This is a genomic window from Gluconacetobacter tumulisoli (genome assembly GCF_014174155.1).
In the GTDB taxonomy this organism is placed as follows: Bacteria; Pseudomonadota; Alphaproteobacteria; order Acetobacterales; family Acetobacteraceae; genus Gluconacetobacter; species Gluconacetobacter tumulisoli.
This window is the reverse complement of record NZ_JABEQM010000018.1, coordinates 45,762-60,019: the sequence shown is the minus strand read 5'-3', so window position 1 is coordinate 60,019 and position 14,258 is coordinate 45,762. Positions and strand designations below refer to the sequence as shown.

General features: G+C 67.6%; 11 protein-coding genes and 1 riboswitch. Of the genes, 4 read left to right on the top strand and 7 right to left on the bottom strand.

Annotation, left to right across the window (positions count from 1 at the left end; all coding sequences use genetic code 11):
* On the top strand, positions 1 to 111 hold a 111-nt coding region (locus HLH28_RS18290; RefSeq protein WP_182961157.1), incomplete at its 5' end, for an ammonium transporter.
* A gap of 188 nt (positions 112 to 299) precedes the next feature.
* A complete protein-coding gene (locus HLH28_RS16295; protein ID WP_182961155.1) occupies positions 300 to 794 on the top strand; it encodes a hypothetical protein in 495 nt (164 codons plus the stop codon).
* 48 nt (positions 795 to 842) lie between these two features.
* Here the strand turns inward: HLH28_RS16295 and HLH28_RS16290 are convergent, their stop codons facing one another.
* The 3 genes from HLH28_RS16290 to HLH28_RS16280 are packed head-to-tail and all read right to left on the bottom strand — an operon-like array spanning position 843 to position 3,759.
* Entirely contained in the window at positions 843 to 1,766 is a 924-nt protein-coding gene (locus HLH28_RS16290) for an aspartyl protease family protein (RefSeq protein ID WP_408869862.1), read from the bottom strand.
* 16 nt (positions 1,767 to 1,782) lie between these two features.
* Complete coding sequence (gene pip, locus HLH28_RS16285; RefSeq protein ID WP_338029755.1) at positions 1,783 to 2,745, bottom strand: prolyl aminopeptidase; 963 nt, start codon at positions 2,743 to 2,745, stop codon at positions 1,783 to 1,785.
* Between the two features lie 30 nt (positions 2,746 to 2,775).
* Positions 2,776 to 3,759 carry a tyrosine recombinase XerC gene (locus tag HLH28_RS16280; protein ID WP_182961149.1) on the bottom strand — a complete coding sequence of 328 codons (984 nt, stop codon included), beginning with the start codon at positions 3,757 to 3,759 and terminating at the stop codon, positions 2,776 to 2,778.
* A 74-nt stretch (positions 3,760 to 3,833) separates the two neighbouring features.
* Here HLH28_RS16280 and HLH28_RS16275 point away from each other — a divergent pair, with 74 nt between their 5' ends.
* Positions 3,834 to 6,095, top strand: coding sequence for a primosomal protein N' (locus HLH28_RS16275; RefSeq protein WP_182961147.1), 2,262 nt, complete (start codon positions 3,834 to 3,836; stop codon positions 6,093 to 6,095).
* Positions 6,096 to 6,226: 131 nt separating this feature from the next.
* Here HLH28_RS16275 and HLH28_RS16270 read toward each other — a convergent pair whose 3' ends face one another.
* From HLH28_RS16270 to HLH28_RS16260, 3 genes are read right to left on the bottom strand one after another with little or no spacing between them, the layout of a single operon-like run.
* A complete protein-coding gene (locus HLH28_RS16270) occupies positions 6,227 to 7,714 on the bottom strand; it encodes an efflux transporter outer membrane subunit (RefSeq protein ID WP_182961145.1) in 1,488 nt (495 codons plus the stop codon).
* Positions 7,711 to 8,880 carry an efflux RND transporter periplasmic adaptor subunit gene (locus tag HLH28_RS16265; RefSeq protein ID WP_182961143.1) on the bottom strand — a complete coding sequence of 390 codons (1,170 nt, stop codon included), beginning with the start codon at positions 8,878 to 8,880 and terminating at the stop codon, positions 7,711 to 7,713. Before HLH28_RS16265 ends, HLH28_RS16270 begins: the two co-directional genes overlap by 4 nt.
* A complete protein-coding gene (locus HLH28_RS16260) occupies positions 8,873 to 12,058 on the bottom strand; it encodes an efflux RND transporter permease subunit (RefSeq protein ID WP_182961141.1) in 3,186 nt (1,061 codons plus the stop codon). Before HLH28_RS16260 ends, HLH28_RS16265 begins: the two co-directional genes overlap by 8 nt.
* Positions 12,059 to 12,670: 612 nt before the next feature.
* Between HLH28_RS16260 and HLH28_RS16255 the strand changes: the two genes are divergently transcribed.
* Positions 12,671 to 13,591 (top strand): AraC family transcriptional regulator, encoded by a 921-nt coding sequence (locus HLH28_RS16255; protein ID WP_182961139.1) that lies wholly within the window; start codon positions 12,671 to 12,673, stop codon positions 13,589 to 13,591.
* Positions 13,592 to 13,618: 27 nt separating this feature from the next.
* Here the strand turns inward: HLH28_RS16255 and crcB are convergent, their stop codons facing one another.
* Positions 13,619 to 14,053: a fluoride efflux transporter CrcB gene (gene crcB / locus HLH28_RS16250; RefSeq protein WP_182961137.1), complete on the bottom strand. Its 435-nt coding sequence runs from the start codon at positions 14,051 to 14,053 to the stop codon at positions 13,619 to 13,621.
* 55 nt (positions 14,054 to 14,108) lie between these two features.
* Positions 14,109 to 14,174, bottom strand: a riboswitch (Fluoride riboswitch).
* Between the last annotated feature and the right edge of the window lie 84 nt (positions 14,175 to 14,258).

Below are 14,258 nucleotides of genomic sequence, written 5' to 3'. Positions count from 1 at the left end.
GCCACCTTCGTCCTGCTCAAGATCGTCGACCTCGCCATCGGCCTGCGCGTCACCCAGGACCAGGAGGTCGAAGGCCTCGACATGGTCCTCCACGGCGAACGCATCGACTGACCCCTTCTACCCCGGGGCAACGCCCCCGGGCGACAGGACAAGGCCGGCCCGGGGACAGCCACCCCGGGACCGGCCTTTTTCTTTCCGTATTGATGTCAAACTGTTATGGATTCCTGTCCAGACAGACCGGTTCGCGGGGCGCGTTGCTTCGCGATTCCGTTCCGAAACCGGAAAGGGTTGCCTTCCACATGGCTATTGCTCTTCGCGGCCGCCTCGCGTTCGCACTGCTTCTGACTGCCCCGGCCCTCTCGCTCATGCCCGATCATGCCCACGCGGTCAGCGCGGCGCAGGCGTGCTACAAGAAGTTCAACGCGGCACGAAAGGCGGGCACCGTCCAGGGCCAGACCTACACCCAGTTCAAGGCGACGCAATGCGCGACGCCCGACGCCGCCACGCCGACACCGGCCACGCCAGCGGCAGCACCGGCCGCCGCCCCCGCGGCCGCACCGGCCGCCTCCGCCCCTGCGGCACCCGCGACACCGGCACCCGTCGCCGCCGGCAACGCGGTCCTGCCGAGCGCCGTGTCGCCGAAATATACCGGCGAGACCGCCGGCAAGGCCCGGATGCACACCTGCCTTGACCAGTACAACGCCAACAAGGCGACCAACGGCAATGGCGGCCTGAAATGGATCCAGAAGGGCGGCGGCTATTACAGCGTCTGCAACGCCCGCCTGAAGGGCTGACAACCGGGCGCCGGCGGGACGACACCAGGTCCCGCCGGCCGTCCCGCGTCAGTGCGGCGACCGGCGGACGAACATCCGGCCGGTCGTGTATGAAATCCAGACAGCATGCGCGGCGAACCAATCCGCGCCCAGCAGCATATCCGCACGATCATGCAGCGGCGCGACCGTCAGCACCGGCCCCCGATCCAGTTCACGGCCGATGCGCAGGCTGGTGAACCGGTGCCAGCGATAAGCGATCGCGCGCCCGTCCACACCGCTGTTCTCCCCTCCTGGATCCACCGCCAGCCGGTCGGGGCCGACCCCGACCCGTTCGGCCATGGCGGTGGAAACGATGCGCGACCGCGCGCCGCTGTCGACCAGGGCGGTCATCGCCGTGCCATCCAGCTCCGCGTCGATCGTCACGCGGTGCCCCTCCCGCCCCAGGGGAATCGTATCGTACTCCCCCCGCCAGGCCGGTGGACCGCCGCAGGCCAGCGACCCAGCACCCACCCGCCACAGCGACAGCCATCCGCCTGCCACGTCGAGCTCCACGTCGAAACGCGCCAGCACGTCGCCACCCAGCAGACCCGCGATCGCCGGGCGAATCATCGGCTGACCCGGCAGATCGCCCACCGGAATCGACATGTCCCCCAGCCGCACGTCACCGATCCGCATGTCCGGGACGACGACGTTCGGCACCACCCCCGCAAGGCCGCCGGTTCCATGCATGACGGTGCGACGATCCGGATCGATCGCCAGCCGCAAGGCCCGGACCGCCCCATCGTTCACCAACCCGCCTTCCGACCCGGTATCGACCAGCATGCTGACCGCCTGTCCGGCGATGGAAACCGGAAAGGACAGATACCCCCCGTCGTCGCGCAGCGGCACCCGCGCGACCCGGATCACCTCGCAGGCCCCATCCTGGGCCCGCGCCGGGCCGGTGCCCCCCGACCCCAGGATCAGGATCGACAGGCCGAGAACCGACAAGCGGATCCGCACCGGCCGGCCATCAGGGCGCGCGGGCAAACCGGTCGGTGGCGTCGAGCAACGCATTCAGGATTCCCGGCTCGGACACCGCGTGTCCCGCATCGTCGACGAGATGGAACGCGGCCTCGGGCCACGCACGATGCAGGTCCCATGCCGTGCGCACCGGCGTGGCCAGATCATAGCGTCCCTGCACGATCACCGCGGGGATGTGGCGGATCCGGTCGACGTCACGGATCAACTGGCCTTCCTCCAGCCAGCCGCCATGGACGAAATAATGATTCTCGATCCGCGCGAAGGCCAGCGCGTAGTCCGGGTCGGCATGCTGGACCGAAAGGGCGGGCGCGGGACGCAGCGTCAGGGTCTCGCCTTCCCACAGGCTCCAGGCAATCGCGGCCGGAGTGCGGATTGCGGGATCGTCGCTGGTCAGGCGGTGGCGATAGGCGGCGATCAGGTCCCCGCGCTCTTCCGGCGGGATCGGCGCCAGGAAGGCCTCCCACTTGTCGGGAAACAGCCAGGACGCGCCTTCCTGATAATACCACAGCAATTCCGCTCGCCGCAGCGTGAAGATCCCGCGCAGGACCAGTGCCGTGACGCGCTCCGGATGCGTCTGGGCATAGGCCAGTGCCAGCGCCGATCCCCAAGATCCGCCGAATACCTGCCAGCGCGCGACGCCGGTCAGGCGGCGCAGCCGTTCGATATCCTCGACCAGGTGCCAGGTGGTGTTGTTCTCCAGTTCCGCATGTGGGGTCGACCGGCCGCAGCCGCGCTGGTCGAACAGCAGGACGCGGTAGCGCGCGGGATCGAACAGGCGCCTCTGCATCGGGCTGCATCCGGCGCCGGGACCGCCGTGCAGGAACACCACGGGGATGCCGTCGGGATTGCCGCACAATTCCCAATAGATCGTGTGGCCGTCGCCAGTTTCCAGATATCCCCGGTCATAGGGTTCGATGGGCGGGTAAGGCAGGCGCGGGGATGCGGTCGTCACGATCATCGGTCCTTCACTCATTCAGGTGGGTCACTTCGGGTCCGGCGCCCGGTCGGGCGTGTCCGCGCGGGGATGCGCGCGGGCCCAGACCTCCATCAGCCGCGCCTCGTCCGCCAGGGTATAGCGCTGGGTCGTCGACAGGCTGGCATGGCCGAGCAGGTCCTGGATGGTCCGCAGGTCCGCCCCGCCCGTCATCAGGTGCGTGGCAAAGGAATGACGCAGCGCATGCGGCGTCGCGTGGTCAGGCAGGCCGGCCATGTGCCGCCACGTCCGCATCGCCCGCTGCGCCACGGCGGGTTGCAGCCGTCCCCCCCGCACGCCGGGGAACAGCGGCGCCTCGGGCAACGGCGCGGGATGCCGCGCCCGCCAGTCCAGCAGAGCCTGCCGCACCGCCGGCAGGACGGGCACCAGCCGTTCCCGCCCGCCCTTCCCGCGGATCAGCAGCGTGCCGCCGCGCGCCAGCGCATGATCGAGGTCCCGGACATCCAGGCCCAGGGCCTCGGAAATCCGCAGGCCGCATCCGTACAGCAACAGGAACAACGCCCCGTCGCGCACGCGCGCCAACGGCGTCACGGCCAAGTCCCCCACGCCCTGCGGGACCTCCAGCGCCTGGTCCCGGGTCAGGGGACGCGGCAGGGTGGCCTTCGCGCGCGGGGCGGCCAGCAGGCGCGGCGCGGGATTGGTGCCGCCATGCCGGCGCGCGAGATAGCGAAAGAACGACCGCATGGCCGACACCCGCCGCGCCCGGGTGCGGGCGGCGCGATCCTGCGTGCTGGCCCGGCCGTCGCGACGGGGCCGCAGCGATTCGGCGTGTTCGAACGCCAGCCACGCGCGCAGATCCGTCAGCGACAGGCGATCCAGCATGTCCAGGTCGACCTCGCCCCCGACATGGCCGCCGATGAAATCGAGAAAGCGGACCAGATCGCCCCGATAGGCCTCGACCGTCAGGGGCGACGCCCGCCGCTCGTCATGCAGCCAGGCCAGGAAGGCCTCGCGCGCTTCGGCCCCGGTCATGGCGCGTCCCCTACCATCACGCTGTTCCGCGACGGCAGGCGAGACACGCGGCGAAGGGAACGATAGAAAACGGCATGGCGCATGCGAGTCTAGACAAACGCGACCCGACGCGAAAGCCGGGAACGACGGTCCGGCCCCGCGTGCGGGTCCTGCTGCCGCTGCCCTTCCCCGGCCCGTTCGACTATGCCGTGCCGGACAGCCTGGCCGCCACCGGCCTGCGCCCCGGCGACATCGTGACCGTCCCGCTGGGGCGGCGGACGGAAACCGGCGTGGTCTGGGACCATGACAGCGTCCTGCCGCCCGAATTCGCCCCCCCCCCGATGCCGACGGTGGCGGACGGACGGTTGAAACCCGTCGCCGCCCGGCTGGACCTGCCCCCGCTGCCCGACGGCCTGCGCCGATTCGTCGACTGGGTCGCGGCCTATACGCTGTCGCCACCCGGACTGGTGCTGGCGATGGCGCTGCGCACGACCGCGACGATCCCCACCGCGCCCGTCCTGGGATGGACGATCGCCGACCCGCCACCACCCGGCCTGCGCGAAACGCCCGCCCGGCGGAAGGTGCTGGAGATCGTATCGGCCCACGGCCCGCTGACGGCGGCCGAGATCGCCCGCCGCGCCGAGGTTGGCCCCGGCGTCGTGCGCGGATTGGCCGATGCCGGGGCCTTGCGTCATGCCCCAATGGCGGCCCCACCCGCCTTCGTCCGGCCCGACCCGAACCATCGGCCACCGGTCCTGACGGGACAGCAGGCCGACGCCGCGCGCGACCTGCGCGCCCTGGCGGAACAGGGCGGATTCTCGGTGACGTTGCTGGAAGGCGTCACCGGATCGGGCAAGACCGAGATCTACATGGAAGCCATCGCCGCCTGCGTCGCCCGGGGGCGACAGGCGCTGGTGCTGCTGCCGGAAATCGCGCTGTCGTCGCAATGGACCGGCCGCTTCGCCCGCCGATTCGGCGCCGAACCGGCGCTGTGGCATTCCGACCTGGGGCCCCGCCTGCGCCGCGTCACCTGGCGCGCGGTGGCGGACGGCGCGGCCGCGGTCGTCGTCGGCGCGCGGTCGGCGCTGTTCCTGCCGTTCCCCGACCTCGGCCTGATCATCGTGGACGAGGAGCACGAGACCGCCTTCAAGCAGGAAGACGGCGTCACCTATCACGCCCGTGACATGGCAGTGGTGCGGGCGCGCGTGGCCGGCGCGCCGGTGGTACTGGTATCGGCGACGCCGAGCCTGGAGACGCTGGCCAATGTCGGCGCGGGACGGTACCGTCATCTGGTCCTGACGGCGCGGCATGGCGGGGCGACGATGCCCGCGGTGCGCACGATCGACATGCGCGCCCATCCGCCCGAACGCGGGTTGTTCCTCTCGCCGGTGCTGACGGCGGCGATCACCGAGGCGACGGGGCGCGGCGAACAGGCGATGCTGTTCCTCAACCGCCGGGGCTATGCGCCGCTGACCCTGTGCCGCACCTGCGGGCACCGGATGCAATGCCCGAACTGCACCGCGTGGCTGGTGGAACATCGCGTGCGCCAGATCCTGACCTGCCATCATTGCGGCTACCAGGAACCGGTGCCCCCGGCCTGCCCCCAATGCGATGCGGAGGCCAGCCTGACGCCGATCGGTCCGGGGGTGGAACGCATCACGGAAGAAGCGCGCGCGACCTTTCCCGACCTGCGGATCCTGGTGATGGCCAGCGACACCCTGCCCGGCCCCGCCGCCACCGCCGACGCCGTCGCCCGGATCGCGCGGCGCGAAATCGATCTGGTGATCGGCACGCAGATCGTCGCCAAGGGCTGGCATTTCCCGCACCTGACGCTGGTGGGCGTGGTCGACGCCGACCTGGGGCTGGGCGGCGGCGATCTGCGCGCGGCGGAACGGACGGTGCAATTGCTGCACCAGGTCGCCGGCCGCGCCGGCCGTGCCGAGGCGCCGGGGCATGTCATGCTGCAAAGCTACACGCCCGACCACCCGGTGATGCTGGCGCTGGTCTCGGGCGATTTCGAAGCCTTCATGCGGCAGGAGGCCGAACAGCGCCGGCCCGGCTTCTGGCCACCCTTCGGACGCCTGGCCGCGCTGATCGTCAGCGCCGACACCCCCGACGCCGCCGACGCGACCGCCCGCGCCCTGGGTCACGCCGCGCCGCATGGGGAAGGGTTGCAGGTGCTGGGCCCGGCCCCTGCCCCACTGGCGATCCTGCGCGGCCGCCACCGCTGGCGCCTGCTGCTGCGCACGCGCCGCGACGTCGCGGTGCAACCGTTGCTGCGTCACTGGCTGACGCTGGTGAAACCCGAACGCGGGGCGCGGATCGACGTGGATATCGACCCGGTTTCGTTTCTCTGACGGGACACTTCGACAGATTTCAGGGCACTGCCCCTTGGAAATCCAGTCGTTTTATCCGTGATCGGGGTTCAGGGCCCCAGGCCCGGGCGGGTTCGGGCAAAGCCCGATCTGCTTTCCTCGTTACTGTCACTTCAAAGAATATGATCGATCGCCGGGGATTTCCGGGGCGGAACCGCCTCGGCCCAGCCGCCGCCCAGCGCCTTGTAGAGCGTGACACTGTTGGACATGGCCTGCAGCCGGGTCGTGATCCCGCCCAGCTGCGCCGCATACAGGGTCCGCTGCGCCACCAATGTCTCCAGGTACGGGTCGTATCCCGCCTGGAAGCGGGCCAGGGCGAGGCGATATTGCCGCGTGCTGGACGCGATCAGCGCCTCCTGCGCCGAAAGCTGGCCGAGATAGGTGCCACGCCCCGCCAGGGCATCCGCGACTTCCCTGAACGCGGTCTGGATCGTCTTTTCGTATCGGGCGACCTCCTCCTTCTTGCGTGCCCGCGCCATCTTCAGTTCGGCCGTCAGGCGTCCGGCATCGAACAGCGGCAGCGTGATCTGCGGCGCCACGTTCCAGGCCCCCATGCCGCTTTGAAAAAGGCGGGTGATATTGTTGCTGGCCGTGCCGTTCGCCGCGGTGATCTGGATCTTGGGAAAGAATTCGGCCCGGGCTGCGCCGATATCGTCGTTGGCGGCCCGCAGCGCGCCCTCGGCCGACAGGATGTCCGGCCGGCGCGCGATCATGTCCGACGGCAGGCCGGGCGGCACGTCCGGAAACCCTTCGACGGTGGCAAGCGATGTCTTGGTCGCCAGCGCCTGCATCGTTTCGGCCGGCAGCGGCGCGCCGACCAGAAACTCCAGCTGGTTCAGGGCCTCGGCCCGCTGGCGCGTGTAGATCTGCAGGTTGGTTTCGGCGTCATGCAGGTCGGATTCCGCCTGTGCCACGTCAAGCTGCGTGCCGGTTCCGACCTGCGCCGTCTGCCGCACCAGCGCATAGGTGCGGCGGCGGTTGTCCAGCACGTCCTGCGTGACCAGCACCGCCTGGTTGTCGGCCGTCCAGGCCAGCATCGCCGAGGCAACGCCGGCGATCACACTGATACGCATGCTCTCGCGCGACAGGGCGTCCGCCATATAGCGGTCGAACGCCGCCTGCGACGCGCTGCGAATGCGGCCCCACAGATCGATTTCATAGGCCGAAACGCCGAAACCCACCGCATACTGGCGCATGTAGAACGGGCCGGAACTCTGCGACAGGCTCCAGATCCGGGAATATTCCTTCTGGATACTGGCGGCCGCCCCCCCATTCAGGGTCGGAAACAGAGCCGCATTTTCGATGTCGAACTGGGCGCTCGCCGCCTCGGCCTGATGCTGGGCGATCCGCAGGTCTCGGTTGTTGTCCAGCGCCATGCCGATCAGCGTCCGCATGACCGGATCCCGATAGAATTTCTTCCAATCCTGAAAACCCGTTGCGGTATCTGTCATGTCGGCGCCGTAGGCCGACCCTTTCGGCCATGACGCCGCCACCGGGGCCGTTGGACGATGATAATCCGGGATCATGGTGCAGCCTGACAGGAACACGGCCATGGCGGCCGACAATCCATAACGGCCGAAGATATCCGCACGCACGCTCATGCTCCCTTCACGTCCGGCCGGGGCGCGACCGGGCTGCCGTCGTGCAACGCCGATGGCGGATGGATCACAAGCTGGCTGCCATCCGGCAGGCCGTCCTGGATTTCGATGCGGTCGCCATAATCGCGCCCGACCGCCACACGATGCATGCGGATGCGATTGTCGGCATCGACGGTCGCGACGGACAGGCCGTCCGCCTCGTAAAGCAGGGCTTCGGCGGGAATCAGGACAGTGCGCGTGTCACGCGGCAATGCGAAACGGATAGTCGTATACAGGCCTGCCGCCAGCCGGCCGTCGCGATTGTCCAGTTCGATCTCGACCGGCAGCATCCGGCTGTCGCGTTCCAGCGCATGGCCCGTCCGCGCGACGGTGCCGGCGAATGCCTGCCCCGGCCGCTCGGGCACGATGACAACGGCCCGCGCGCCGACCGAGACGTCACGCGCTTCCTCCTGCGGCACATGCACCCGCACGCGCAGCCGGTCGGTACGCGCCACGACGAACAGCGGCTGCGCGCCCGTGCTGTCGGCGCTCACCAGGTCCCCGGCCTCGACCGTGCGGGCCGTCACCACCCCGTCGAACGGCGCCGTCACGCTTGTATAGGCCTGGCGTTGCGCGGTTTCGGCCCAGGCGGCGTGCGCGGCGTCCTGTTCGGCCTGGCGGGCCTGCTGCATGATGCGGTCGGTATCGAAATTCTGCTTGCTGACCGCGCCGCCGCCGACAAGGCCGCCCGACCGCCGCGCCGTCACCCGCGCCAGGTCGAGGTCGGCCCGTGCCTGTCCCAGCATGGCCTGGGCGTGTGCCACCTGCTGGTCCAGCTCCGGCGCGCGAATGATCGCCAGCACCTGTCCCGCCTTCACCGGCATGCCGATATCCACGAAGCGCCGTTCGATATAGCCGGAAGCACGCGCGCCGATCGCGGCCGTTTCCAGCGGCGCCGTCTCGCCCGGCAGGTCGAGCAACGCCGGATCGGTCTCCTCCCGAACCTGCATCGTCCGCACCGCGGGAACCAGTTCCTGCCTCTGCATCGCCAGGGCGCGCACGGCCACGCCCCGTTCGACATGGGCATAGACCCCATAGCCCAGGGCCGCGGCCAGCCCCAGGCCGATCAAACTCCCGGTCCGGCGTCCCGTCGCGCGCCCTTCCGTGGTCGGAGACACAGGCTCAGACATCGCTATAATCCTCCAGAATACGGCTCTCGCGCCTGCGCAGGCGGCTATAGAGCCAGGGCACCACGAACAGCGTGGCGCAGGTTCCCATCATCAGCCCGCCGATCACCGCGCGCCCCAGGGGCGCGTTCTGCTCGCCGCCATCGCCCAGCCCCAGCGACATCGGCAGCATGCCGATGACCATGGCCAGCGACGTCATCAGGATCGGACGCAGCCGCGCCTGTCCGGCGGCCAGCGCCGCCTCGGCGGCCGTCAGCCCCTCCGCCCGGCGTTCCTTGGCGAAGGTGACGAGCAGGATCGAATTGGCGCTGGCCACGCCCACACTCATGATCGCGCCCATCAGCGACGGCACGGAAAAGGTCGTGCCGGTCACGAACATCATGAACACGATGCCGCACATGGCCCCCGGCAGGCCCAGCACGACGACGAACGGATCCATGAAGGACTGGAAGTTCACCGCCATCAGCAGGTAGACCGCGACCGCCGCGACCATCAGCCCGATGCCCAGCCGTGCGAAGGCCGAGTGCATGCTTTCGATCTGGCCATGCACCTCCACGATGTTGCCGGGGGACAGTTCGTCGCGATGACGGGCGATCACGCGGTCGATATCCCGCGCGATGCTGCCCAGGTCACGCCCCTCGGCGCTGGCATCGATATCGAGCGTCGGCTGGATGTTGCTGTGGGTAATCACGTTCTGGGCCATGCCGCGCGTGATGGTCGCAACGCTGTTCAGCAACGCCGGCGTGCGATCCCGCCCCATGGCGGAGGAGACGACCGTATTGCGCAGGTCGCCCAGGTCGTTGAGGCGATATTGCGGCGTCTGCACCGCCAGCGGGTACTGGATCCCCGTATTGGGATCGACCCAGAAATTCGGCGTCACGGTGTTGGACGACGCCAGAGAGACCATGACGTTGCGCGCCACGTCGTTCAGCGTCAGCCCCAGGTCCTGCGCCCGCACCCGGTCGATGGCGATCGCCAGTTCCGGCGCCTCGATCTGCTGGTGCAGGTGCACGTCCGTCAGGCCCGGGATGCGCGCCACCTCCTGCCGGATTTCCTGCATCACCTTGCGATCGGTCACGGCATCGTATCCGGCAATGCGGATATCCACCTGCGCGGGCAGCCCGAAATTCAGGATCTGGGTCACGATGTCCGCCGGCTGGAAATAGAACACGCACTCCGGAAAGCGTTGGGCCAGCACCGTACGCAACGTGCGGATATAGTCCGCGGTCGGGTGGTGATCCTCCTTCAGGGCGACCATGATCTGGCCGTCATTCGGCCCGATCGTCGTGCCGTCGTCGAACGGCATGCTGTAGCGGAACGGAATGCCGATATTGTCGAGCAAGAGCTGGCGCTCGCCCTCCGGCACGATCTCGCGGATCGTATCCTCGACCTGGTCGAACAGCCTTTCCGTCGTCTCGATCCGCGTCCCGGCCGGCGCACGGACATGCAGCTTGAACTCACCCGCATCGATGCTGGGGAAGAAATCCTCCCCAACCTGGGAGGATATCCCCACCGCCACGACGATGACGACGAGCGCCAGGGCCGGCACCTGCCACGCACTCGCCAGAAGGCCGACCAGGATGCGGATATATCCGGCGCGCAGGCGCTCGAACCCGCGATCGAACCAGGCGCCGAACCGTTCGATCCGGCCGGGCGGCAGGCTGGCCGCGCGCCGCCGTTCGGCCTCGCGCTCCTCGGACCGCAGCAGGAGGGCGGCGAAGATCGGCACCAATGTGCGGCTGATCGCGTAGGAGGCGAGCATGGCATAGACCACCGCCAGCGCCATCGGCGTGAACAGGAAGCGCGACGGACCGACCAGGAATTCGACCGAGACGAACACGCTGGAAATCGCCAGGGTCGAAACCAGGGTCGGCAGCGCGATCCCGGCGGCCCCTTCCAGGACCGCCAGGCGCAGTTCGGCCCCTTCGTGACGCAGGCGGTGGATATTCTCGATCGTCACCGTGGCGTCATCCACCAGGATACCGACCGCAAGCGCCAGGCCGCCCAGCGTCATGAGGTTCAGCGTCTCGCCGGTTGCCGACAGAACGGCGATCGAGGACAGGATCGCAAGCGGGATCGAGACCGCCACGATCAGCGTGGAGCGCCAGCTGGCCAGGAATGCCAGGATCATGGCCGCCGTCAGCAGTCCGGCGATCACCGCTTCCGATGCCACCCCGGTGATGGCCGCCTTGACGAACACCGACTGGTCGAACAATTCGTCGATCTTCATGCCCGGCGGTGCGGACGCGCGCGTCACCGGCAGGACCGTGTTGCGGATCGCATTCACCACGTCGAGCGTGGAGGCATTCCCCGCCTTCATGATCGACAGCAGGACCGAGCGCTGCCCTTCCCGCCGCACGACGTTCTGCTGCACGGCCGTGCCGTCGCGCACCTGCGCCACGTCCCCGATGCGCAGGATCGCCCCGGTTTTCGCATCCCGCTTGAGCGGCACGTCATTGAGGCGGGCCGCCACGTCCGGCATCCCGTTCATCCGCATGTCATATTGCGTCGGGCCGAATTTCACCGTCCCGCCCGGCAGGGTCAGGTTCTGCACGTTGATCGCATTCGACACGTCAAGCGGCGTCAGCCCCGTGCCGGCGAGCTTGGCCGGGTCGATATCGACCATGACCTGCCGGATCTTGCCGCCATAGGGCGGGGGCAGCATCGTGCCGGGGATCGGCGCAAGCTGCTGACGCACGCGATAGATACCGTAATCGTACAGATCGCTTTCGGTCAGCTTGTCCGACGACAGCGACAGTTGCAGCACCGGCACGCTGGACGCGCTGTACTGCATGATGATCGGCGGCTGGACGCCGGGCGGCAGGAAGGCACGAATGGAATTCGTGGCCGAAACCGTCTGCGCCATCGCAAGGTCGACATTCACGCCGGGCTGGAAATAGAGCTTTTGCAAGACAAGTCCGGGCGTGGTCTGGCTTTCGATCGTCCGCAGATTGTTGACGAAGAAGCTTTCGGAAAATTCCGTATATGTACTGATACGTTTTTCCGTCTCGGCCGCATCCAGTCCGTCATAATACCAGACGACCGTCACCACCGGGATGTCGATGGACGGAAACACGTCCGTGGGCGTCCGGAAAATCGCTGTCACACCCAGCAAGAGGATAAGAACGCCGCCGACCAGAAACGTATAGGGTCGTCGCAGCGCGAAACCTACTATTCCCATAAATCTCTCTTTTCATGAGGCGCGGGACGCACGCGGCCATCGCCGCGGGTCATCCCTCGCACCGTCAGAATGCGAACGCCCACAGGCATGTCGCGGGTTCGATCCAGGGCGCAGCGCAATCGGGTCACACCGATTTCGCGCCCGGCTTCGTTGGTCAGAGCATCCCGTTGCGCGGCCACGTCAGCTGACTGGCCGCGATCCGCTCCATCGAGCGCACGACCTATCGTGCGACGGCGCATCGACGCGCATGGCCCGGTCCCGTCTGCGCCACGCACCGCCGCCGACGTTGTATCATCGAAAGAAAATCGCGGCCCGACCGCTTTCAATGGGAGGATCATGCAACACAGGGGACGAAGGTCGATAGAGCGATACTGCCTTTTTATTGCATGATCCGATCATGAAATAGACTTCGAACAGTCCATCCCCCGGCCATGCCGGCATGACAACAGATCGGAATTCATGATCAATCGGCTTTTGTCCGACATGGAATCGGCACAGACAATAGCACGATCCACTCAGTTTATTGCATCATCCGATCACATCGCGCCGTTGCGTTGGCCAAGCCCACCCGTCTGCGCTAGGGAGAAATGGACCTTCGGCAGGGAGAATCAGATGCATGAACCATTGACCGTTCTCCGCGACACGATCGCCCGCCATTGCCGGGATGCCAGCGCGCGGACCGCCATTCCCGGCCTGGTCTTCTATCGCGCCGACGCACCGACCACGCCGGTCGACTGCGTGTACGAACCGCGTTTCTGCATGATCGTCCAGGGCAGCAAGCAGGTCATGCTGTGCGACAGGATCTTCGATTACGACGCCAGCAACTACCTGATCGCCACCGTGGACCTTCCGGTCACCGGCCAGGTCGTGAAGGCGACGCCCGAACAGCCTTACCTGTCGCTCTGCCTGTCCATCGATCCGGCCCAGATCGCCTCCCTCCTGCTGGACATGCACGCCGCACGGACGGATCACGGCCAGCTTTGCTGCATGTGCCTGGGCGTCAGTCCCCTGACGCCGCAGATTCTCGATCCGGCGGCGCGGCTGGTCGGCCTGCTCGATACCCCGCAGGACATCCCGGTCCTGGCGCCCATGATCGTACGCGAACTGCTCTACAGGCTCCTGCACGGTGAACAGGGCAACGTCCTGCGGCAGATCGCATCGGCCGAAAGCAATCTGTCGCAGATCAACAGTGCCATCAGCTGGATCAGGCGCCATTTCGCGGAACAGTTCGACATCGCGACCGTCGCCCGGATAGCGGGCATGAGCCCCTCATCATTCCATCGCCATTTTCGGGCGGCCACCATGATGAGTCCCCTGCAGTATCGAACCCGCCTGAGGCTACAGGAGGCGCGGAAGCGCCTGATGACCGAAGGCGCCGATGCGGCGGAAGTGGGCTTTGCCGTCGGATATGACAGCCCGTCCCAGTTCAGCCGCGAATACCGGCGCATGTTCGGCAAGCCACCCGTCCGGGATGTCAACGAGATACGCGTCCAGCCCGCCGCCGACGTCAGGATGATGGCCGAATCCCTTTAACCGGGGCCACGGCGGCGGCGAACCTGGTCAGGCCTCTTCTTCGATATATGTCTGTACGATCTCCACGGCGCCGTCATTCAGCCGCGACGCCAGTACGTGGCCGAGCCAGACCGCCCCGATGCACAGCAGGATCGACAGCGCGATATTGGCAAAGGCGCGTCCCCACGCTTCGCCCCGCATCAGGTCGAGGGTTTGCAGGCTGAAGGACGAAAAGGTCGTATAGCCGCCACAAAGACCGATCATGACGAACAGGCGCGCATTTTCGGACAGGGGATAGCGCCCGTGGGCGAGCGTCAGGGTGCCGAAGAAACCGATGATGAACGAGCCGAGAGTATTGATGGCGAAGATCGTGCCCCGGGGCAGATAGCGGCTGATCGGCAGCGTGGCCACCGAGACAAGATAGCGCGCAAGCGTCCCGATGGCGCCACCGACCATCACGACGAGACATGTATAGAACGACATAACCGTTCCTCATTATGGCGGGCGGGGGCCCGGACGCACCCCTGCCGCCTGGATTGACACGGCAGGAGTCATCAGCCCTTGCGAGGGCGGTTAATGGGGGAACCCCATCCCCATGTCGGCGACTATCGCGCCACAGGCATGCCGGTGCAAGCCGGGCCACGCATGGATTTCCGCGCGCCGATTTCTGCCCGCGTCCTGTTGCGCA